This is a genomic window from Rhodococcus sp. IEGM 1318 (assembly GCF_033142465.1).
Classification (GTDB): Bacteria; Actinomycetota; Actinomycetes; order Mycobacteriales; family Mycobacteriaceae; genus Rhodococcus_F; species Rhodococcus_F qingshengii_B.
Genome location: NZ_JAWLSC010000001.1, coordinates 651090 through 672567 on the forward strand (window position 1 = coordinate 651090; position 21478 = coordinate 672567).

Below are 21478 nucleotides of genomic sequence, written 5' to 3' on the forward strand. Positions count from 1 at the left end.
GTTTTGATTACACAGACGAAACAAATTCGACCACGGTAAGAAATTATCGACGTGCTGAATAGTCCCGTACACGAAACACTTCCAGCTTCGGACGGAGATCGGCGCATGGCCATCCATCCAGTCGACCAGCGGCTTCCCATTGCCCGCCAGTCTGCTTTTGCTCTTCAGCACGTCCTCATCATGTACACCGGATGCATCACGGTTCCGCTGGTTTTCGGTGCGGCAGTAGGACTGGATCGCAGCACGGTAGCGATGCTGATCAGCGCGGACTTACTCGTTGCAGGCATCATCACGATCATCCAGAGCCTGGGCGTCGGGAAAGTCGCCGGTGTGCGCCTGCCGATCGTCTGCGGGGCGACGTTTGCCGGGCTGACGCCGATGATTCTGATCGCCAAGGAGTACGGCCTGCAGGCCGTGTACGGGTCCATGCTGGTCGGTGGTGTTGTCGGCATAGCTTTGGCTGTACCGTTCGCCAAGATCGTCCGATACTTTCCGCCCCTGGTCACCGGCGTCGTCCTCACAGTTATCGGCATCTCGTTGATCGGGGTCGCAGGAGGCTTGATCGTCGGTAACGACCCCACCTCCCCGTCGTTCGCCGACCCGAAGAACCTGGCGCTGGCTGCGGCAGTCGTCGTAGTCGCGGTGGCGTTCATCTGCCTCGGCCGAGGGATGTGGACGCAGCTCGGTGTGCTGATGGCGTTGGTGATCGGCACCGTGATCGCCATCCCGATGGGCCTGATCGATCTGAGTGGCGTCGGCGGCTCGGCGTGGGTGGGCTTCCCGATGCCGTTCCACTTCGGCGCACCGGAGTTTCCCGTCACCGCCGTGGTGGCGATGAGTATCGTCATGGCAGTCGTCTTCGCAGAATCGACGGCCAGCATGCTGGCGGTCAGCGAGATCACCGGAAAGCCTTTGAAAAAAGCAGATCTGGCACGAGGGTTGGTGGCCGACGGTATGTCGGGAGTTCTGGGCGGAATCTTCAACGCCTTTGTCGACACTGTTTTCTCGCAGAATGTCGGAGCCGTTGCCACTACCCGGGTGTACAGCCGGTACGTGACGGCTACCAGCGGTGCCATTCTGATCGTCCTCGGCCTCATCCCGCGAATGGGTGAAGTGGTTGCAGCCCTTCCCGATCCGGTGGTCGGCGGCGTTGGAATCATCTTGTTCTCGACTGTCGCCGTGGTCGGAATCAATACGTTGCGCAAGGTCGATCTCAGCGACCCGATCAACACCACGATCGCTGCTGTATCCGTCGGAATCGGTATTCTGCCGGAATTTGCGGAGGGGATGTTCGAGCGATTCCCCTCCTCGGCCCAGATTCTTCTCGGTAGCGGCATCACCTTGGCTGCGGCCTCGGCCTTTTCACTCAATCTGCTGTTCAATCACACCCGACTCGGTGAACTCGCGAGGCGATCGCGCGAGAGCCTTCACCCCACTGCCAAAACTGAACCCGCTACCAACTCTGCAGGAGACGCCGGTGTCGCAGTCCCAGTCTGATCCATTCGAAGTGCCCGTCATCGACATCTCGCCTTACGTACTCGGCGGTGCCGACCAGGACAAGGCGCGAGTGGCTGCCGAAGTCGACCATGCTTGTCGGACTGTAGGTTTCGTGCAGATTCGGGGCCACGGTGTTCCGGCCGCCGTTTCTTCCGGCCTCGCCGAAGCCTTGGACGACTTCTTCGGGCTGCCGATGGAGACGAAGTCGGGCTACCGAATCGAGGGCGCGAATCGTGGGTACAGCCCGCCCAAGAGCGAGTCACTGAGCCTGAGTCTAGGCGTCGAATCCGCGACTCGGATGAACGACTTCTTCGAGGCATTCAATATAGGAACCGAAGCCCGATCGTTCACCGAACTCGAACTGTCGGAGGAGGATTACGGAATCAACCTGTGGCCCGCTGTTCGCGGATTCAGGGAGCGCGTAGAGGACTACTACGCCCACGGCGTGCGTGTTGCACACACACTCACCACGATATTCGAAGACGCGCTAGGTCTGGCCCCGGGATTCTTCGAGTCGATCACCGACCATTCCATCGACGTACTGCGGATGAACAACTATGCATTGTCCGAAGGGACGGTGACATTGGACGGCGAGTTGAAGGGGATGGGGGAACATACCGATTTCGGTCTGGTCACCGTGTTGTGGGCGGATCAGGTCGAGGGTTTGCAGGTGCTCGGGAGCGACCGACGCTGGCATGACGTCTGCCCGGAAGACGATGCGCTGTTGGTCAACCTCGGGGATCTCACCGCCCGACTGACCAACGATCGGTGGATGTCCACTCTGCACCGGGTCGCGCCGCCAGTGGTGAATGGCACCATCAAGCGTCGGCGGTCCGCGGCCTTCTTTCACGACGGAAACGTCGATGCGGTGATTGCGACTCTGCCGAATTTTCATGACGACTCCGGCTTGGAGTACGAACCCATTACCGTTCGCGATCACATCAAGGCCAAATTGGCCGGGTCGAGGCAGGGAAAGTCCAACGCCGCCGCAGGTCGTGAGGCGGCTCGGGTGCTCTCGGCGGCCGAGTTCGAGGTGAAGCAGTGAGTGCACGGAATATCGTCCTGATTCACGGCGCCTGGGCAGGTGGTTGGGTCTGGGATCGGGTGCGTGGCCCTCTGAAGGCGGACGGCTTCAATCCCGTTGTGGTGGAGCTTCCCGGCTCGGGAAGTTGGAACCCCGACGACGTGATCGATCTCGATGTGGTTGCCGAACATGTTGTGGCAGTTGTCGAGTCCTTGGACGGGCCGGCCATCCTGGTCGGTCACTCAGGTGGCGGGATCGTGGCCTCGCAGGTGGCCGAGTGGATACCTTCGCAGGTAACGGGTCTTGTCTATGTCGCGGGAATGATGCTGCCGTCACAGATGGATTTCGGGATGCTGTGTGCTGAAGCCGGTTTGGAAAGTCCGGTCGGGATCTCGCGTTGGTTGGTCCCTGTCGGCGAAGGCGAAGCAACGGCAGTTCCGCCGGAAGCCGGTGCCGCCGTGTTCTTCCACGAAGCGCCTGTCGCCGATGCGATAGGCGCAGCGCGCATGCTTGTCCCACAATTGGACTCCGCCCGTTTGATGGCAGCGGACTGGACCGAGGAGCGATTCGGAACCGTGCCGAGGCTCTATGTCGAATGCACCCTGGATCGAACTGTGCCGATCGAGGCTCAGCGTGCCATGCAGAGACTCGTCCCCGGTGCCCAGGTGGTCAGCCTGGGCACCGATCATGCACCGCAGTTGTCGGCGCTCCCTGAGTTGATCGACGCGATCACCGACTTCGCCCAGCCGGTGTTCAGCCGAACTCGACCCCTTGAGCCAGCGGAAGCTGGTCCGAATAGTTGACGGTATTGGTGGCTCGGCGCATGTATGCCTTCCACGAATCCGAACCCGATTCGCGTCCGCCGCCCGTCTCCTTCTCCCCGCCGAAAGCGCCGCCGATCTCCGCACCGGACGTTCCGATGTTCACGTTCGCGATGCCGCAATCGGAACCGTCGGCGGCGAGAAAACGCTCGGCTTCACGCTGATCGAGCGTGAAGATCGAGGACGAAAGTCCCTGAGGCACATCGTTGTGCAGCGCAATGGCGTCGTCGAAATCGGTGTAGGTCAAGACGTAGAGGATGGGTGCAAAAGTCTCGGCCCGTACCACCTCGGTCTGTGCGGGCATACGAACGAGTGCAGGTGTCACGTAGAACCCGGATTCGCCGATGCGGTCGCCGCCGCACACTACGGTCCCGCCGTCCGCGCGCGCGGCCGAGAGCGATTTCTGCATCGCCTCGAACGCGGCTTCGTTGATCAGCGGCCCGACCAGAACACCGGAGTCGAAGGGACTGCCGACCTGGAGTTGCGCGTATGCGGACGCAACGCGGTCGACGACGTTGTCGGCGATCGACTCGTGAACGATGAGCCGGCGCAGTGAGGTGCAGCGCTGCCCGGCAGTTCCGGCGGCGGAGAAGACAATTCCGCGCACGGCAAGCTCGAGATCTGCCGACGGCGTGACGACAGCGGCGTTGTTTCCACCCAGCTCCAGGAGACTTCGTCCGAAGCGCTTGGCAACTCGTGGAGCCACGGCGCGGCCCATTCTCACGGAACCGGTAGCGCTGACCAAGGCCACAAGTGGATTGTCCACCAAGGCCTCACCGACATCGCGTCCGCCGATGATCAACTGGTGCACGTCTATCGGCGCATCACAGTCGGCGAGTGCGCGTCGGAGGAGGGCGTCACAAGCCAGTGCAGTCAGCGGCGTAGTTTCCGAAGGCTTCCAGACGACGGCGTCGCCGCACACGAGAGCGATGGCGGTATTCCACGACCACACCGCGACGGGAAAGTTGAACGCGGAGATGACCCCGACAACGCCGAGAGGGTGCCACGTTTCCGTCAACCGGTGTCCGGGACGCTCGGACGGCATGGTGCGTCCGTAGAGCTGCCGGGAGAGACCGACGGCGAACTCGCAGATGTCGATCATCTCCTGTACCTCACCGAGAGCCTCCGAGGTGACCTTGCCTGCTTCGAGGGTCACGATCTCCGCGAGGTCCTCCTTGTGCTCGGTCAGTAGGCTGCCCAGCCGGCGCACGACCGCTCCGCGCGCCGGAGCGGGGACGGTGCGCCAGGTGAGGAACGCTCGATGCGCCGCGTCGACGGCGTCGTCGACTTCTTTACCGGAGTGCTGCCGGACGGTACGCAGTTGCGTACCAGTGATCGGGGTATGTGCCCTCAGATCGCCGGCGGGCCACTCGACACCGCACGCGGCAAGGGCGTTTTCGGCGCGATCGGCGAGGCTCGAAGAATCAGGCAGGTTCACTGGGGAGTCCTCTGTGGTTGTAGGCGGGAGAAAGCGCGGCACGTGACGCCTCTTGTTGTGCGTGGTACAACTCGAACGGATCTTCGATGGTGTGGTCGATGGCGTCCTCCAATCGATCCTGCCCGTATTCGGCGCCCGGCGCATCGGAAACGAATCCGGTCACCGAATCGAGATTGGATGCGAAGATGCCGGCCGCGGAGGCCGGTAGGAAGTCCTCGTAGACGATAGGATCGCGGACGAGCGTCGATCCTTCGTTTCGGTACGTGAAGTAGGCCAACCCCGCCCCATCGAGTCCGTCTTCGGAGTGCGGAAATTCCCTGTCCCAGTGTGCATCCTCGGGCCTGGCGATCAGTCGGTCGTAGATCTCTCGACCGCTGCGGGTCAATGCGATTCCGCGGGCCTCCACCTCACCGAATCTGACGCGGACAGGTTCTGTGGTGATCGATCCGTCCGGCCGGCGGAAGCGCCTGTCTTCGGCCAATGCGCGAAACGACGTCTGCCGCAGAAGCAGTAGCGGTCCACTCCATCTCGGCGGGCCTTGGATGCGGTCAATCATGGTGATGCCGCGCTCGGTCATTCGGCGGTACAACTCGTCGATGTCGAGTACCCGCGGGGTGAGGTGATTGACATGTGTCGAGCCCTGCCCCGCAATGTCTGCAGCGACCGGTGAGATCGCGGCGAGTTCGCGGTACCAGGCTGCGTCGATGGGATCGGTGCCGAGCCGAAACGCGGAGGTCGCCGCGTCGACGAAGTGTGTGGCCTCGGGCTCTGGCAGGCCGCCCCCGTGGCTCGATTGCCGTGCCCATTGAAGAAGTTCGGGAGAGAACAGGGTGCGGCGACGCAGAAACGCAGTGATCCGACGCTCTAGGTCGGTGTCGAAGAACCTGGAATCGGAGACAGTCAGTACCGAGGTGAAAACGCGAAACGGGTTCCGTGCGAGTTCGGCGGGATCGGTCGGACGAAATGCTGTCGAGACAACGGGAATAGGGGAGTCCGTGAGCCGGAGGTCGTAGTAGCCGACCGGAAACATACCGAATCCGCCGAAGACGGTGGTTACGTCACGTAGTTCGTCGAGAGTCCCCAGTCGGATGGCGCCGTGACGCTCGGTGCTGACCCTCGCGAGACTGCCCAGACGCTCCGCCGAATCCGGATGTTCGGCAGCAAAATCACGGTTCACCTGCAGCGTTACATCTACCAAGGTGTTGTAAGCGGGGACCTCGTCGCCATACATCTTGGCGAGGGCCGCTGCGAACCGTGCACGTAGCTCCCAGGTTTCAACCATACGAATGTCCGATTGCGTTAGCCTGCGCAGGTGCGAGAAACAGAAACCAGTGACGTTGCCGGTGTCCCGGTCGACGAAACCGATCGACTTTTGATGCGTGAATTGGTCTTGGACGGCCGTGCCACTCTCGCGAGTCTTGCTGAGAAGGCTGGACTCTCGATCTCCGCAGTCCAGTCGAGAGTGCGTCGATTGGAGTCTCGCAAGGTGATCCGTGGCTACTCGGCGAAGATCGATCCTGAGGCACTCGGTCACAATCTGTCCGCATTTGTCGCCATCACTCCTCTCGATCCCTCGCAGCCCGACGATGCGCCTGCTCGCTTGCGTCACCTGCCGGCGGTCGTCTCGTGTCACTCGGTGGCCGGGAGTGAAAGCTACGTCCTCCTGGTCCGGGTGGCGTCACCTCGGGCGTTGGAGCGATTGCTGCAGGAGATCCGTACGGCAGCCAACGTCAACACGCGAAGCACCATCATCCTACAAACTTTTTACGACGAATGACGCATGTTCAATAACTTTTGCGGTGTTCTATCGACACTCTCGTAAAATTGACATAACCTTCGCGTATGAGTACTGCGATGCGAGACTTCGGTGACAGTGCGCTCTTTCCGGTCTACGAGGTGTTGAAGGCCAGCATCCTCGTCGACGGATTCGATCTGATTCTCGACGTCGAAGGGTCGCGCGGTTCCTATCTCCGTGACTTGCGAGACGGGACCGAGTATCTGGACATGTTCGGTTTCTTCGGCTCTTCGGCCCTGGGTATGAATCACCCTGCGATCACAGGCGACGAGGAGTTCCAACAGGAGTTGGCCGTCGTGGCCTCCAACAAGCCGAGTAACTCCGACATCTACACCGAACCTATGGCGCGCTTCGTTGCGGCTTTCGCTCGGGTGCTGGGGGATTCGGGACTCCCGCACTTGTTCTTCGTCGACGGCGGAGCCCTGGCGGTGGAAAATGCACTCAAGGTTGCCTTCGATTGGAAGAGTCGGTGGAACGAAAGCCGTGGGTTGTCAGCAGATCTGGGGACCAAGGTCCTGCACCTGACCGAGGCTTTTCACGGCCGCAGTGGCTACACGATGTCGCTCACCAACACCGAGCCGGGCAAGGTCGCGCGATTCCCCAAGTTCGACTGGCCACGTATCGACTCGCCGTACCTGGCAGACGGCCGCGATGTCGAAGCTGCGGAGAGGCAAGCTCTCGATCAAGCGAGCCGAGCTTTTGCCGACAACCCCGACGATATTGCCTGTTTCATCGCCGAACCGATCCAGGGCGAGGGCGGCGACCATCATCTCAGGCCGGAATTTCTGCGGGCGATGCAGGAGTTGTGCCATGAAAACGACGCCCTCTTCATTCTCGACGAAGTACAGACCGGTTGCGGAATCACCGGAACTGCCTGGGCCTACCAACAATTGGGACTGAGTCCGGATGTGGTGGCGTTCGGCAAGAAAACGCAGGTGTGCGGAATCATGGCCGGTGGGCGCGTGGATGAAGTGCACGACAACGTGTTTCACGTCAGTTCCCGGATCAATTCGACGTGGGGTGGCAACCTCACCGACATGGTGCGTGCCCGGCGGATACTCGAAGTCATCGAACAGGACCGACTGATCGACCGCGCGCGATTCACGGGTGCACATCTCCTTGCCCGGTTGACCGAAGTCTGCGGGCGGTACGCGGCGGCAACTGAGCCGCGCGGTCGTGGCCTCATGTGCGCGATCACCCTGGAAGACAGTGACCTTCGCGATCGCGTCGTACAGCGATTACGAGAAGACGAGCACGTGATGATACTGCCAACCGGGAAGAAAGGAATCAGATTCCGGCCCGCCCTGACGGTGACCACCAGTGAGCTGGACGACGCGGTCGACGCGGTCGAGCGCGTGCTCGCACACGAGACTTAGGGCCTCTGCAGCTCGCCCCACACTCGATCCGGTGTCATCGGTGTGGAGTACATACGGACTCCACACGCGTTGGCAATCGCGTTTGCCAACGCCGGTGCTACAGGATTGAAGGGGGCCTCACTCATCGATTTTGCGCCGAAAGGCCCGAGTTTGTCGTACGTGTCGGCAAACAGTACTTCGGTGATCGGCAGATCCCCGATCTGGGGAACGTGATAATTGCGCAGCTGCGGATTGATCACCCGACCTTCTTCGATGACTATCTCCTCCGACAGCGCAGCGCCGAGTGCTTGTCCCACACCGCCTTCCACTTGCCCTCGGAGTTGGGCCGGGTTGATGACGGTGCCGGCATCGGCGGCCTGAACCGACTGCAGGATCTTCACCCGGCCGGTATCCGTGTCGACGGCAATGCGAAAACCGTGAACATTGAACGAGACCGAGCGCGGTGTTCCGTCGTGGCGACCGTCAGCGGCGAGCGGGCCACCTTCGAGTAGCGTCGGGAAATCGATGCAACCGTGCGAGGATTCGACCCCGTCCGGCGAAAGATCGCGGACCTGCGCTCCGTGCCCGCTTACCCGTACAGCGCGGGTCAGTATCCGCTCACGGAGGCGTTCGCAGGCGATCAGGAGAGCCTTTCCGGCAACAACCGTTCCCGTCGACCCGAACGCTCCGGTGTCGTATCCACCGGAGTCGGTGTCGGATTGAACAATCTTGATGCGATCCACTGTCGTCCGCAATTCCGTGGCAGCGATCTGTTGATGGACCGTCGTGGTTCCGTTGCCGAACTCGGCAGTCCCGATGTTCACGACGTACCGACCGTCGGCCTCGAGTGTGACGGAGGTGTCGGAGAAGTGACCGCGCGGCGGAATCGTCGCGATCATCGCAATTGCCATGCCCCGTCCGATCTGCCAACGCGGCCCCGCCGGTGCAGTCTCTCCGCGTCCGCTCGACAGTGCCCTGTCGACGAGGTCGATGCACTGGTCCAGTCCGTAGCTGCCGAATTCGAGATCACCGTCTTCGACGTGCCAGTCGACAAAATCGTCTCCTGGAACGACGACATTTCGCCGCCGAAACTCGAAGGGGTCCATGCCGAGACGCTCCGCGAGCTGATCCATGGCCGACTCGACAGCGAAGATGATCTGACCGAGACCGTAACCACGGAAGGCTCCGGACGGAACGTTGTTCGTGTAAACCGCCTCGGCGTCGACGCGTTTGGTCGCAGCCCGATAGACCGCCATCGATTCGGCGCAACCGTGGAACATGACTCCGATCGAATGGTTCCCGTACGCCCCGGCGTCGGAAAGGACGTCGATGGCGAGCGCAGTGAGAGTGCCGTCGGCATCGGCGCCGGCACGTACCGATACTCGCATCGGGTGCCGCGACGGTGCGATGGTGAACTGATCGCTTCGGCTGAACTCGTAAGCAACGGGCCTACCGGTTCGCAGGACGGCCAGTGCGACCAGATCTTCGGTGAGTAGTTCCTGCTTCCCGCCGAAACCTCCGCCCACCCGCTTGGCGAACACGCGGATGCGGCCGCGGTCGAGGTCGAAGATGTGGGCCAACTCGTCGCGAACCAGAAACGGCACCTGCGTGCTACTTCTGATGACGAGGCGGTCATCCTCCTCGAGCCATCCCACTGCGCCGTGGGTTTCCAATGCCACGTGCTGGACCCGTGCGGTTTGCCAGGTGCCCTCGACGACGGCAGTCGCATCCTGCAGCGCGCGATCCAGGTCACCGACACCATCGTGAAGTGCTGCAACCACATTGCGGGAGGCCGCGGCGATCCGGGAACTCTCCTCTTTGTCACCGTGCAGGAGCGGAGCGCCGGGGGAGCGCGCACGGTCGGGTTCGAAAACCGCGTCGACGACCTCGTAATCCACCTCGATCAGGGCGAGGGCGCGCCAAGCCTGCTCAGGGGTTTCGGCGATGACCGCGGCGACGCGTTGGCCGCGGAAACGGAGAGTGCGATCGAACACCCGTGTGTCGTCGGGGTCGTCGTTGCGGTCCTCGTGCCGAGCAGTCGAGAACAACACGTCCGGACTGTCATGGAATGTGAGTACCGTGACGACGCCTGGCGCCGCTTCGGCTGCTGCCGTCTCTATCCGGGTGATGTGCGCGTGTGCGTGCGGACTCCCGAGCACCGCGGTGTGGAGCAGGCCGTTCGGCATCTCGCCCGGGGCGAAATCCATCGTGAACTGCTCGGTACCCGTGACGATTCGAGCGGAAGCCGGTGCTGCGATCGAACGGCCTTGGGCTGAGCCCAACGCGGCAGTCTCGGTGTTGGCAGTACCAGCCAGGGCGTCACGAATCGATCTGTATCCAGTGCAGCGGCACAGGTTACCTTTCATCGAGCAGGCGAGATCGGTCTTCTGCTCCGGAGACAGTGCCGATGCCGTGACCACCATTCCCGCTGTGCAGAAACCACATTGGAAGCCGCCCGCATCCACGAAGGCCTGTTGAGTGGGATGCAGGCTCTCCGGTGTACCGAGTCCGGCAGCGGTGACAATCTCGCGGCCGTCGACGCGATGGGCTGGAAAGATGCACGAGTGGGTCGGGTGCCCGTCCACGAGCACCGAACACGCCCCACAGTCCCCGGCGTCGCACCCCTTCTTGACGGAGTTCGTTCCATGCTCGCGGAGGAATGTTCTCAGGCACTGCCCAGGGCGGGGTTGGTCGTCGCGGGGAACTCCGTCCACCGAGTACTTCATTCCAGCTCACCTCGGATTTCTTCGGCGAGGAGCGCAGCCATCGCCTGCCGCCATGGCGCAGTTCCGTGAACATCGGTGAAGTAGGCGTCTTCCGGAATCCTGGTGCGCAACGCATTCGCGAGTGCAGCGGTGTCGGGGAGCTTGTCGAATTTCAGAGCGTACGGACGGCGGGTGGCAGCGGTGACCGCTAGGGTGAAACCGTCGGCGCCGCACCGGCCGGCCACGGCGACAGCGGAGCGCCCGAGCGACGTCTGCGCCAGTTTCCGCATCGCGGTGCGTGCGGTCAGTGCGTGTGCGGGAATCCGGATACTACGGATGATCTCGCCGGGACCGAGAACGTTGCGAGAATCGTCGATGACGAATTCGACTACGGGGAACGAGTATTCGGTTCCATCCGGGCGCCAGATCGTCAATTCGGCATCGAGGGCAGTGTACAGTGTCGTCATGGCACCGGCCGGGAAGGACAGTGCGATGTTGCCGCCGACTGTCGCGTATCGCAGGACTTTCCACGATGCGAGCAATGCATCGGCGCACTGCCGGAAGAGCGGTGCGGCGGTCCACGACGCGGGCAGTTCGGCGCGGCACAGTTCCTCGATGGTGCAGGTGGCCGCGATTTCGATCCCGTGATCGCTGACCTCGACTGCCCTCCAGTCGAGGCCGGACAAGTCGACGAGCGTGGTCAGGTGCGGCTGCGGTTCCGAATACAGCCAGGTGCCGCCGCCGATGAACCCGATGCCGGGTGACGCACAGGGGAGTTCGGCGCGGGTCCGCGGCACCAGAACTTCGTCGACGCTGTGCAGGTCCATCGCGACCTCAAGCCTTTCCGCGTAGGTCGCGCTGTGCGCGTGCGACATCCGAGGCCACGACGTCCTCGTCGACGGTGGTGACTCGTCCGTCGGCAACTACGATTCGCCCGTTGACAAGCAGTAACTTCAGCGGGGGAGTCGAGCCGAGCACGAGCGCTGCCACCGGATCGGTGATGCCGGCATGCGCGATGGTGTCGAGTTTCCACACCGCCAGGTCGGCAAGTTTTCCGACCTCGATCGATCCGATCTCGCTGTCGCGGCCCAGAACTCGTGCGCCGCCGATCGTTCCCAATTCCAAGGCTTTTCGCACCGTCATCGTCTGCGGTCCGCCCTTGGCCCGAGCAAACAGAAGCGCATGACGAGACTCCTCGATCAGGCTGCATGCTTCGTTGCTCGCCGCGCCGTCCACACCGAGGCCCACGGTGACCCCGCCGTTGACCAGATCGGCGGCACGAGCGATACCGGCTCCCAGGCGCGCATTGGAGGTCGGGCAGTGCGCCGCGGCAGTTCCGGTTCGCGCCATCGTCTCGATACCGGCATCGTCGAGATGGACTGCGTGGGCGTACCAGACGTCCGGGCCCACCCAGCCGACGCGTTCCATGTATTCGACCGGCGTGCAACCGAAATGCTCTCGGCAGAAGCTCTCCTCGTCGAGGGTCTCGGCCAGATGCGTATGCATACGCACGCCGTTTTCGCGGGCCAGCGTCGCGGACTCTCGGAGCAATGACTCCGTCACCGAGAAGGGTGAGCAGGGGGCTACCGCGATCTGCAGCATCGAACCGGGATTCGGGTCGTGCCAACGGTCGATCACCGACTGCGTGCCGGTCAGGATGTCATCGAGTTCTTCCACGACGTGATCCGGTGGCAGGCCGCCGGAACTCTGGCCGAGATCCATCGACCCACGACACGGGTGGAATCGAAGGCCGACCTGCGCAGCGGCGGTGATCTCGGCTTCGAAAACGTCGCCGGCGTCGCGGGGAACGACGTAGTGGTGGTCGGTGGTGGTCGTACATCCGGTTTTTGCCAACCAAGTGAGGCCGCCGGTGGCCGCCACGTGGACGGCGTCGGCGTCGATACCCGCCCAGACGGGGTACAGCGTGGTCAGCCACTCGAAGAGTGTCGAGTCTGCTGCCAGGCCACGGGTGATCCATTGGTAGAGATGATGATGAGTGTTGACCAGACCGGGTGTGATCAGGCAACCGTTGCCGTCGATCACTTGCGCACTCGGGTGCACGGGCGCCTTTCCGGCCCCCACGTCGACGATCTTGTTGCCCGAGATCACGACGTAGCCGTCGGAGTGCTCGGAGCGGTTGCCGTCCATCGTGACGACATGGGCGCCCGCCACGACAAGTGTTGTCCCGAGAGCTGATTCGGTCACGACAACCAGCCGGCATAGGTGGTCCACGAGGGTCCCGCGTCTGGTGCGTCGGATCGACTGACCGCCGCTTGGATAAGGCCGTACGGACGATCGGCGGCGTGGAACACCTCGTTGTCGTTCTCCACTCCGAAGCGGCCGAGTGCATATTCGAAATGATGCTTGTTGGGGGCGGACAGTCGAACTTCCGCGATGATCGGGAATTCCTCGAGGATTGCCTTGCCGATGTGGAAGAGCGTCTGCTGCAGGGCAAGTGAATGTACCTGTGCGAACTGCTTGACGATCTGTGCCTTGATGCCCGCGTAGACCGATTCCCAGTCGACGTCGGTGGTGACGAATCGCCACTGGGCGACCAACGTCGTCGCCATGACGCGGTCGTCGGTCGGCTCCAGAATCGTGTACGGATCTTCGAGGAAACCCGAGAACTCACTACCGGTCGATTTGAGGATCACCAGGTCCTTCAAGCCGCCGATCACCCACGTCCCGGCATCGGCTGTCCCCGTATCGGAGATGGTGATCGACGCCGTTCGAACTTCCTGCCCCTTCCGAATCCAGGTGTAGTCGTGCTCGCTGCCGTCGACAACCGCACGCTCCCAGGCGTATTCCTCGATCTCGATCCGCGCGCCACTGACCGGTTCGATGTCGTCGACGAAATGGCGGGCGAGTTCGAGTCCGTACGTCTCGATCGAGATCAGACCCTTTTCCTTGGCATAGGAATAGGCCGTTTGCTTCTGCGTGTCGGTCGGCAGAACCTTCGACTGATCACCGGTGAGGTACGCGTCGGCAAAATCTCCACGCAGGCAGGTGGAGACGTTGATGTCGTGAATCTCGTGACGGGGGGTGTCTCGATAGATTCGGACTACCCGATTTTCCGCTTTGCCGTACTGGTGACCCGAGAGTTCGATCGATCCGCTCAACCGTTCGGCGCTTGTATTGCCGGTCGTGATGTTGCCGGTTGTGATGTTTTCGGTAGTCACGTGTTCAGCTCCCGCGATAGGTGGAATAAGCAAAGGGCGACAGCAACAATGGGACGTGATAGCCCCGTGCCGTGTCGTCCACCCGGAAGGTCACTGTCACTTCCGGGTAGAAGTTCTCTTCTCCGTTGGTCTCGAAATACGTTCCGGTGTCGAAAGTCAGGGTGTAGTGGCCGGCGGTCAGGCCGCCCGGAGCAAGTTCGGGGATACGGCCGTCGGAATCGGTCTCGGCAGTGGTGATCGTGGCGCCGTCTCGATCGCGAAGTTCGACGCGAATCCCCGCCGCGGGATTGCCCGTCGTCGCGTCGAGAACGTGCGTGCTCAGGGACTTGCTCATGCTGCGCCTCCGGCGAGTGAATCGATCAGACGGGCAAGTCTGATCCGATTGATGGCGGCCAATTCGGTTCGAAGCACGGAACGCTCGGTCGCCGGGTCGTTTCGGAGACGACCTCGAAGGATGTCGAGGAGCTCCGTTCCAGATTTCCCCGACGCGCAGACCAGGTAAACATGGCCGAATTTGTCCTCGTACTCGGCGTTCTTCTGCCGAAGTTCCGCGAGTACATCTTCTGTCGCGGACGAAACGCCCGACTGCTCCCGGATCGAGGACGCGCTCTCGGTTCGCTCGCCGATTCGCGGGTGGCCGGACAGTGCGTCGTCGATCTCGGATTCGGGAAGCTTGGCCAGCACCGCATCTGCCGTGTCGAACAGAGCCTTCAGATCGGCAAAGGGGCGCGACCCGGCGATTTGCTCTGCCCACATCGCGGAATGGCAACACTCGAGCAGGGCTGCGACTGCCTGGCGGTCAACGAGCGCGTCGAAGGCTCCGAGACCACTGGAATTCGTTGTAGGCATGTCCACAGGATTACTTGAGCATGTTACGGATCTGTAGCGCAGCAATTACGGGAGATGATGTGTCTCGATCTTGTTTCTCCGGCCGCCCTTTCCGGATCACACTTTCTTGGCGACCGATACATTCTCAGGTATGACCGACACTCCGAAGCTGTCTTCCGTCGTACCGTCCCTGGCGAACCTCCGAGACATCGGTGGCCCCGAATCGAGCTTCGGTGGCACCGTCCGCACCAGGAGCGTGTTTCGTTCCACGGACCTGGCATCGCTCAGTGCGGAGGGAGCACAGACACTCGCCGATCTGGGAATCGTCACGATCTACGATCTGCGCACCGAATCCGAACGTGAGACGGCGCCGGACCTGACGCCGGAAGGTATCCGGGAACTCGGCCTGGACGTATTGGCTGACAAGCAGTATCGCGCCATTCCAGCTCAGATGCAGCAGATGATCGCCGACCCGGCATTCGCTGCCGAAGCGTTGGGCAGCGGCCAGGCACTCGAATACTTCCAGGGAAGCTACCGCGATTTCGTGACCTTGCCGAGTGCGGTCGCGTCGTACCGGCAACTATTCGTCGACTTGGCGCAGCCGTCCAGCTCGCCGGCTCTCGTTCACTGCACCACGGGCAAGGATCGCACGGGTTGGGCAGCGGCCGCGTTACTGCTGTTCCTGGGTGCCTCCGAGGACGCGGTCTTCGCGGACTACCTCGAAACCAACAAGATTCTGTTGCCGATGTTCGCGCCACTCCTCGAACGATTCGAGGCGAAGGGTATCGACCCGACTCTGCTCGAAGGTGTCCTCGGTGTCAGGCGCGAGTACCTGGAGGCGTCGATGGCAGAGCTCGAGCAGGTCCACGGATCGATCGAGGCGTACTTCGCTGACGGCCTGAAGATCGACGCGTCGACCCAGGACCAATTGCGGAGCAACCTGCTCAGCTGATCAGGACCTGCTCGGCTCGTCGTCGCGGGCCGTTCGACGCCGCATCACGAGGCTGACGATACCGATCCCGATGGCAATGCCGAGCAGGTCGGCGGTGCCGTCCCATATCGAACCCGAACGCGAAATGGGCAGCGCTGCTTGAAGAACCTCGGATATCGCGGCAAAGATCACCAGCCACACCGCCGTGAGCCACGCCGGGATCCGGGCGTGCAGCGAGGTGATCGCCAACACCACGAACATCAACGTGTGGGTGATCTTGTCGGTGTTCTCCGGGCTCGACGGCACGGTGGAGCCCGGAGAGAACAACATGATCAGGGCAATGACCACGGCTATCGCCAGCGGCCAGTATCGGTTGTTCTTCAATTCGTCTGCCCCTCGACGACAACGAGTCCGAGTGCACCCTCTGCGAACCTCGTGACAGCCTCGGCAGCTGTCGAGAGTGCCTCGGTGTGCCCGTCGCGGGCCCAGCTGGTGAGCAGAGCGGTGGAGTCGAGAGGCGTCAGAACGACCTCGGCGAGAAGCTCACCGGTGTTGGGTTGGCACACGGCCCAGGAGTAGACGCTGTTTTCATTCCACTGAACGCTCCGCTGACTCACGTACTCGGGGTCGGTGATACCGCCGTCGGCAAGCGCTGGGCGGTCGTCCACACGCTCGTCTGCGCGCAATGCCCGCAGATACCAGCCACCTGCGTTGATCTCGATCGGCTCCATCAGTCGGAGTCCCGCTCGCGGCGGCGCTTGGCTTTGCGTTCCCTGTCGGTGCCGAACAGCAGCGCACCGGCAAGGGGAATGGCGAGGAACCACAACCAGGTACCGGTGACGAAGAACAGGATCACCGCGAGAATCGGGATGACGGCCATGATCCGTCCGGACCAGTCGGGGTTGAACCCTCGCTCCGCCGGTGCGTCGGGAGGCGTCACCATCGACAGGGGAGCGGTGCCTGGAGCTTGATAGTTGCCCGGTAGATCGGCGAACACCGGAACGAGTTCACTGCGAGTTGTTGCGGCACTGACGATTCCGCTTCTCTCGTCGAATTCCGTGACGGTGAGGCGCCCTGCAGCGAAGTGCTCGCTCAGGAGATCAAGTGCCTGCTCGCGTTCTGCAGTGCCGATGCGAATGTCGGGGACGTCAGCCATCGTTACAGCCTACTCAAACGACTGTGCGCCTTTCCGGTAGTGGGGACTACCGGAAAGGCGCACGGGGCCGGAGGCCCTACTTCAGTTCTGCGAGAACCGTTCCCTGCGTGATTGCTGCACCCGGCTCGACGGACAGTCCGGTGACGACACCGGCCTTGTGCGCGTTGACGGGGTTTTCCATCTTCATGGCTTCGAGAACCGCGATCAGATCGCCTTCGGCAACTTCCTGGCCTTCGGTCACTGCGACCTTGACGACGGTGCCCTGCATCGGAGCGGTGACAGCGTCACCCGATGCTGCACCTCCGCCGGCGCCGCCGCGCTTGCGCGCCTTCGGCTTCTTGCGGATCGCACCGGAGGCAGCGCCGCCGCCGTTGCCGAGCGAGAACTGGCCCGGGAGGGAGACCTCGACGCGACGTCCACCGACCTCGACGACGACGTTCTGACGCGGCAGAGCCTCGTCCTCGTCGTCGGCCGGGGCACCGGAACCGGCGTACGGCTCGATGGTGTTTTCCCAGTCGGTTTCGATCCACTTGGTGTAGATGTCGAACTTCTCGCCGTCACCGACGAATGCCGGGTTCTCGACGATGTGGCGGTGGAACGGGAGGACGGTCGCGAGGCCGTCGATCTCGAACTCGGCCAGGGCGCGCGATGCCCGCTGGAGGGCTTCTTCGCGGGTCGCTCCGGTGACGATGAGCTTGGCGAGCATGGAGTCGAACTGTCCACCGATGACGTCGCCGGCGACGACACCGGAATCGACGCGAACGCCGGGGCCTGTGGGCTCGTGGTAGACGGAGACCGGACCGGGGGCAGGCATGAAGCCGCGACCGGCGTCTTCACCGTTGATGCGGAACTCGAAGGAGTGTCCACGCGGGGTGGGATCTTCCTTGATGGAGAGTTCTTCGCCGTTGGCGATGAGGAACTGCTGACGCACGAGGTCGATGCCCGCGGTCTCTTCCGTCACGGGGTGCTCGACCTGCAGGCGGGTGTTGACCTCGAGGAAGGAAATGGTGTCGCCCTGAACCAGGTACTCGACCGTTCCGGCGCCGTAGTAGCCGGCTTCCTTGCAGATGGCCTTCGCGGACGCGTGGATGCGTGCACGCTGGTCGTCCGTCAGGAAGGGGGCCGGAGCCTCTTCGACGAGCTTCTGGAAGCGACGCTGCAGCGAGCAGTCGCGGGTACCGGCGACGACGACGTTGCCGTGCTGGTCGGCGATGACCTGAGCCTCGACGTGGCGGGCCTTGTCGAGGTACTGCTCGACGAAGCACTCGCCGCGACCGAAGGCTGCGATGGCCTCACGGGTTGCCGACTCGAACAGCTCGGGGATTTCCTCGATGGTCTGCGCGACCTTCATGCCGCGTCCACCGCCGCCGAAGGCAGCCTTGATCGCAACCGGTACGCCGTATTCCTTGGCGAATGCCACGACCTCGTCGGCGCCCTTGACGGGATCCTTGGTGCCGGCCGCCATCGGTGCCTTCGCACGCTCCGCGATGTGGCGAGCGGTGACCTTGTCGCCGAGGTCGCGGATGGACTGCGGCGAGGGACCGATCCAGATCAGGTTCGCGTCGATGACCGCCTGGGCGAAGTCGGCGTTCTCGGAGAGGAAACCGTAGCCGGGGTGGATGGCGTCGGCGCCGGATTTCTTGGCTGCGTCGAGGATCTTGTCGAACACGAGGTAGGACTCGGCGGACGTCTGTCCACCGAGGGCGAATGCCTCGTCTGCGAGCTTCACGAACTGCGCTTCTGCATCGGGCTCGGCGTAGACGGCAACGCTGCCGTAGCCGGCATCCTTGGCCGCCCGGATGACCCGTACCGCGATTTCACCGCGGTTCGCGACAAGCACCTTCGTAATGTGCGCGCTGGCATGACTGGGCACTGAGCCTCCTGTGGTTCGCATAGTCTGTCTCCGCGGTGTATTCCTCTGGGATTTCACCATCGGGGGATTGGCATCACTTCGGAGTGTATGCATCGCTTCGGCGCTGGTTGTAACCGGATCGCTAAAGCCCACTCCGGCTTAGGAAACGGTTTCGAAAACTACCGATGAGTAGCTGTCGGAGGTGCCGGTGTCCGGTTCGGTGACGATTTCTTCGACGATCCGGCGCAGTGCGGCCACGTAGGCGTGGACCGCGGCATTCGCCGTCTCGTTGCCTGGGTACCTGACTGCGAGGTTGAGGCCCTGGGGTGTGCGGTTGATCCAGATGTAGACGTCGTGCGTGTATGCCTTGCTTCGGAGTGCTCTAGCGTTCCATTCGGGCCACTGTGCGGCCTCGGGTACAAAGCGAACGTCCATGTAGGACACCACGAATCGCGGTCGGATGGGCGTTCCGAGGTGCTCGCCGATCCGATCGAACGGGACAGCGGCGGCAGGCTTGACCGAAGCGATCGAGTCGGCGGCGCGCTTCGCGAGGTCGCCGAACGAACAGTCCGATCCGACCACGAACTCGACCGGGCACAGTCCGACGAACCAACCGAGCGCCCCCGCCCACTCCTGAGCGCTGCGGGTGTGGACCGGCGTCACGACCTCGAATCGATCGGCCGCCGCGACTTCACGACCCACGGCGGCAAGACCACCGAGAAGTCCGGCGAAATACCCGACACCGGCGGCTGCGCACGTCGAACTGAAGGCCTTTGACTGGTCGGCGTCGAGCAGCCAGGTCGACAGGCCGTTCTGAGAATCGGGTCCACGTTCACCGATCGGTAGCGGGAACTGGGGTAATCCGTCCGTGTCGAGAGCCCTACGCCAGATCTCGACCGCAGCCTTCTCGGCTTCCATGTCGGCCATCTGCTCGCGCTCGACGGCACCGAAATCGACGTAACTGCCCACCGGAAACAGATTTGCAGCACTACCGGTCGAGGCCTCGCGGTACAGCGCACCGATCTCGTGGGCGACCAGGACGATCGAGAAACCGTCGATGATCGAGTGATCCGCCGCGAAGAACACGGTGAACGGACCGTCGCCACCGCGTGGCGTCAACGTCGCGAAGACATACGACGGCCAACTGTGCGGGGACGCGTAATCGTCGAACAAGCGGTGAAGGTGATCGAAGTTGTCCTGGCTGGACGCGTCGTAGCCGTGGCTGACGACGCCGATGTCGATCCCGCCGATCGGGACGGTGTGCCGGGTGATCTCGCCGCTCGACGGCTCGAGGACGGTATGCGAGCGCAGAACTTCGTGGCGATCGATCCACCGGCCGAGAGCGACTCGGAACGCATCGACGTCGAGTGGACCGGAAATCTCGAAAGCTGTTCCCAGCCAAGACTTGTCGCCTGCGCCTGCAGCGGAACGGCTGAGATGTGCCTCGTGAATGTAGGAGACGGGCCGCGGATCCGGAACCCAGGGCCCGGTTGCGCACGGCAACCATTCGACGAGTGCGCCGGCCGGAATCGCATAGTCGGCCAGTTCGGTGAACTCCATGTTTTCAGCCCCGCAAGTGCCGCTTGATGCGCGCGAGCATGGCCGACATTCCGCGCAGACGGAGCGGGCTCACAGCTTCTGCGAGACCGAGCGCCGAATAGAAGTCGTCGGGTACACCGAGGATCTCGTCGGCGCTGTGACCGTCGAGCCCCTGCGCGAGGATCGATGCGAAACCACGCGTCGTGGGAGCCTCGGGGGGCGCGCTGAAGTACAGACGGACGTTGTCGCGATCCGAATCGTCGACCGAGAGGAACAGCGGCGACTGACATTCGGGGACCGGCTCCATCGCGCTCTGCTCGAGCTCCGCCGGCAACTGCGGTAGCTCTCGGCTGAACTCGAGAAGAAGGGTGAGCTTGTCCGAGGCGCCGACGGCTGCGAAGTCGTCGACGATCTCGGCCAGAGCCGAAGGAAGAGTGCTCATGACGCCGATACGGAGGAAGGAACTGCGCCGGGCTCTTCGCCCTGGACGATCGGGACGCGCACTGCATTACCCCACTCGGTCCAGGAACCGTCGTAGTTACGAACGTTCGGGTAGCCGAGAAGATGGGTCAACACGAACCAGGTGTGGCTGGAACGCTCACCGATGCGGCAGTACGCGACGATGCTGTCCTCGGCCGACAGAGCGCCGTAGATCTCGCCGAGTTCGGTGCGGGTGCGGAAGCGGCTGTCCGGTGCCGCTGCCTTCGCCCACGGGATGCTGACAGCGCTGGGAATGTGTCCACCGCGCAACGCGCCCTCTTCGGGGTAGTCGGGCATGTGGGTTCGCTCGCCGGTGTACTCCTGCGGAGATCGAACGTCGATGAGCGGTCCGTCGCCCAAGTGCGCGAGAACGTCGTCCTTGAATGCGCGGATGGGAGCGTCGTTGCGCTCGACGACCGGGTAATCGGTTGACGTGATGTCGGGAACGTCGAAAGCGGTGTCGCGGTTCTCGGCGATCCATGCGTCGCGGCCACCGTCGAGAAGACGGACGTCCTCGTGGCCGAACAGTGTGAAGACCCACAGTGCGTAGGCGGCCCACCAGTTGCTCTTGTCGCCGTAGATGACCACGGTGTCGTCGCGGCTGATGCCCTTGCGGTTCATCAACTCTGCGAACTTCGCGCCGTCGATGTAGTCGCGGGTGACCGGATCGTTGAGGTCGAGATGCCAGTCGATCTTCACTGCTCCGGGAATGTGGCCGACGTCGTACAACAACACGTCTTCATCGGATTCGACGACCTTGAGGCCCGGCGTACCGAGATTCGCCGAGAGCCATTCCGTCGAGACCAACCGGTCGGGATGCGCGAACTCGGCAAACGCGGTTGAGGGATCGGGGGCAACGGGCACGGGCGTACTCCTGA

The 21478-nt window shown here is 62.8% G+C and carries 21 protein-coding genes; 6 read left to right on the top strand and 15 right to left on the bottom strand.

The genetic code is table 11. The features are described from left to right. The first annotated feature begins 105 nt into the window (after positions 1-105). Genes R4P65_RS03025 through R4P65_RS03035 form a run of 3 tightly spaced genes read left to right on the top strand, consistent with a single transcriptional unit; the run spans position 106 to position 3324 of the window. On the top strand, positions 106-1497 hold the full coding sequence (locus R4P65_RS03025) for a nucleobase:cation symporter-2 family protein (protein ID WP_317825384.1): 1392 nt from the start codon (positions 106-108) through the stop codon (positions 1495-1497). Beyond that, entirely contained in the window at positions 1478-2542 is a 1065-nt protein-coding gene (locus tag R4P65_RS03030) for an isopenicillin N synthase family dioxygenase (RefSeq protein ID WP_317825385.1), read from the top strand. The genes R4P65_RS03025 and R4P65_RS03030 overlap by 20 nt, the downstream gene beginning before the upstream one ends. Continuing rightward, positions 2539-3324 carry an alpha/beta fold hydrolase gene (locus R4P65_RS03035; RefSeq protein ID WP_317825386.1) on the top strand — a complete coding sequence of 262 codons (786 nt, stop codon included), beginning with the start codon at positions 2539-2541 and terminating at the stop codon, positions 3322-3324. Before R4P65_RS03030 ends, R4P65_RS03035 begins: the two co-directional genes overlap by 4 nt. On the opposite strand, the gene R4P65_RS03040 is transcribed toward R4P65_RS03035, so the two are convergent. Both R4P65_RS03040 and R4P65_RS03045 read right to left on the bottom strand, forming a co-directional pair. Then, positions 3275-4780 carry an aldehyde dehydrogenase family protein gene (locus R4P65_RS03040; protein ID WP_317825387.1) on the bottom strand — a complete coding sequence of 502 codons (1506 nt, stop codon included), beginning with the start codon at positions 4778-4780 and terminating at the stop codon, positions 3275-3277. The genes R4P65_RS03035 and R4P65_RS03040 overlap by 50 nt on opposite strands. Next, entirely contained in the window at positions 4767-6062 is a 1296-nt protein-coding gene (locus tag R4P65_RS03045) for a VOC family protein (protein WP_317825388.1), read from the bottom strand. The genes R4P65_RS03040 and R4P65_RS03045 overlap by 14 nt, the downstream gene beginning before the upstream one ends. Positions 6063-6092: 30 nt before the next feature. On the opposite strand from R4P65_RS03045, the gene R4P65_RS03050 reads away from it, so the two are divergent. Together R4P65_RS03050 and lat are read left to right on the top strand one after the other, a co-directional pair. Beyond that, positions 6093-6557, top strand: a complete 465-nt coding sequence (locus R4P65_RS03050; RefSeq protein WP_003940830.1) for an Lrp/AsnC family transcriptional regulator — start codon at positions 6093-6095, stop codon at positions 6555-6557. A gap of 65 nt (positions 6558-6622) precedes the next feature. Then, on the top strand, positions 6623-7951 hold the full coding sequence (lat, locus tag R4P65_RS03055; RefSeq protein ID WP_317825389.1) for an L-lysine 6-transaminase: 1329 nt from the start codon (positions 6623-6625) through the stop codon (positions 7949-7951). Here the strand turns inward: lat and R4P65_RS03060 are convergent. From R4P65_RS03060 to uraD, 6 genes are all read right to left on the bottom strand, one after another. Then, on the bottom strand, positions 7948-10656 hold the full coding sequence (locus R4P65_RS03060) for a molybdopterin-dependent oxidoreductase (protein ID WP_317825390.1): 2709 nt from the start codon (positions 10654-10656) through the stop codon (positions 7948-7950). The two genes, lat and R4P65_RS03060, sit on opposite strands and share 4 nt — an antisense overlap. Next, positions 10653-11462: an FAD binding domain-containing protein gene (locus R4P65_RS03065; protein WP_317825391.1), complete on the bottom strand. Its 810-nt coding sequence runs from the start codon at positions 11460-11462 to the stop codon at positions 10653-10655. The genes R4P65_RS03060 and R4P65_RS03065 overlap by 4 nt, the downstream gene beginning before the upstream one ends. Positions 11463-11469: 7 nt before the next feature. Continuing rightward, a complete protein-coding gene (locus R4P65_RS03070) occupies positions 11470-12783 on the bottom strand; it encodes an 8-oxoguanine deaminase (protein ID WP_317825547.1) in 1314 nt (437 codons plus the stop codon). A 53-nt stretch (positions 12784-12836) separates the two neighbouring features. Continuing rightward, positions 12837-13754 carry a factor-independent urate hydroxylase gene (gene pucL, locus R4P65_RS03075; protein WP_230813208.1) on the bottom strand — a complete coding sequence of 306 codons (918 nt, stop codon included), beginning with the start codon at positions 13752-13754 and terminating at the stop codon, positions 12837-12839. Positions 13755-13818: 64 nt separating this feature from the next. Next, positions 13819-14148 (bottom strand): hydroxyisourate hydrolase, encoded by a 330-nt coding sequence (gene uraH, locus R4P65_RS03080; RefSeq protein WP_317825392.1) that lies wholly within the window; start codon positions 14146-14148, stop codon positions 13819-13821. After that, a complete protein-coding gene (gene uraD / locus R4P65_RS03085; protein ID WP_317825393.1) occupies positions 14145-14663 on the bottom strand; it encodes a 2-oxo-4-hydroxy-4-carboxy-5-ureidoimidazoline decarboxylase in 519 nt (172 codons plus the stop codon). The genes uraH and uraD overlap by 4 nt, the downstream gene beginning before the upstream one ends. A 130-nt stretch (positions 14664-14793) precedes the next feature. On the opposite strand from uraD, the gene R4P65_RS03090 reads away from it, so the two are divergent. Beyond that, a complete protein-coding gene (locus tag R4P65_RS03090) occupies positions 14794-15594 on the top strand; it encodes a tyrosine-protein phosphatase (protein ID WP_230812498.1) in 801 nt (266 codons plus the stop codon). On the opposite strand, the gene R4P65_RS03095 is transcribed toward R4P65_RS03090, so the two are convergent. The 7 genes from R4P65_RS03095 to R4P65_RS03125 form a co-directional block, all read right to left on the bottom strand. After that, positions 15595-15957: a VanZ family protein gene (locus R4P65_RS03095; protein ID WP_317825394.1), complete on the bottom strand. Its 363-nt coding sequence runs from the start codon at positions 15955-15957 to the stop codon at positions 15595-15597. Continuing rightward, entirely contained in the window at positions 15954-16304 is a 351-nt protein-coding gene (locus R4P65_RS03100; protein WP_317825395.1) for a hypothetical protein, read from the bottom strand. Before R4P65_RS03100 ends, R4P65_RS03095 begins: the two co-directional genes overlap by 4 nt. Next, positions 16304-16729, bottom strand: a complete 426-nt coding sequence (locus R4P65_RS03105; protein ID WP_230812502.1) for a DUF1707 domain-containing protein — start codon at positions 16727-16729, stop codon at positions 16304-16306. Before R4P65_RS03105 ends, R4P65_RS03100 begins: the two co-directional genes overlap by 1 nt. Before the next feature lie 76 nt (positions 16730-16805). After that, a complete protein-coding gene (locus tag R4P65_RS03110; RefSeq protein ID WP_317825396.1) occupies positions 16806-18602 on the bottom strand; it encodes an acetyl/propionyl/methylcrotonyl-CoA carboxylase subunit alpha in 1797 nt (598 codons plus the stop codon). Between the two features lie 138 nt (positions 18603-18740). Then, on the bottom strand, positions 18741-20141 hold the full coding sequence (locus R4P65_RS03115; RefSeq protein WP_317825397.1) for a condensation domain-containing protein: 1401 nt from the start codon (positions 20139-20141) through the stop codon (positions 18741-18743). Between the two features lie 4 nt (positions 20142-20145). Then, positions 20146-20562, bottom strand: coding sequence for a SufE family protein (locus R4P65_RS03120; RefSeq protein ID WP_317825398.1), 417 nt, complete (start codon positions 20560-20562; stop codon positions 20146-20148). Next, a complete protein-coding gene (locus R4P65_RS03125; RefSeq protein WP_317825399.1) occupies positions 20559-21464 on the bottom strand; it encodes a sulfurtransferase in 906 nt (301 codons plus the stop codon). The genes R4P65_RS03120 and R4P65_RS03125 overlap by 4 nt, the downstream gene beginning before the upstream one ends. Positions 21465-21478 lie beyond the last annotated feature (14 nt).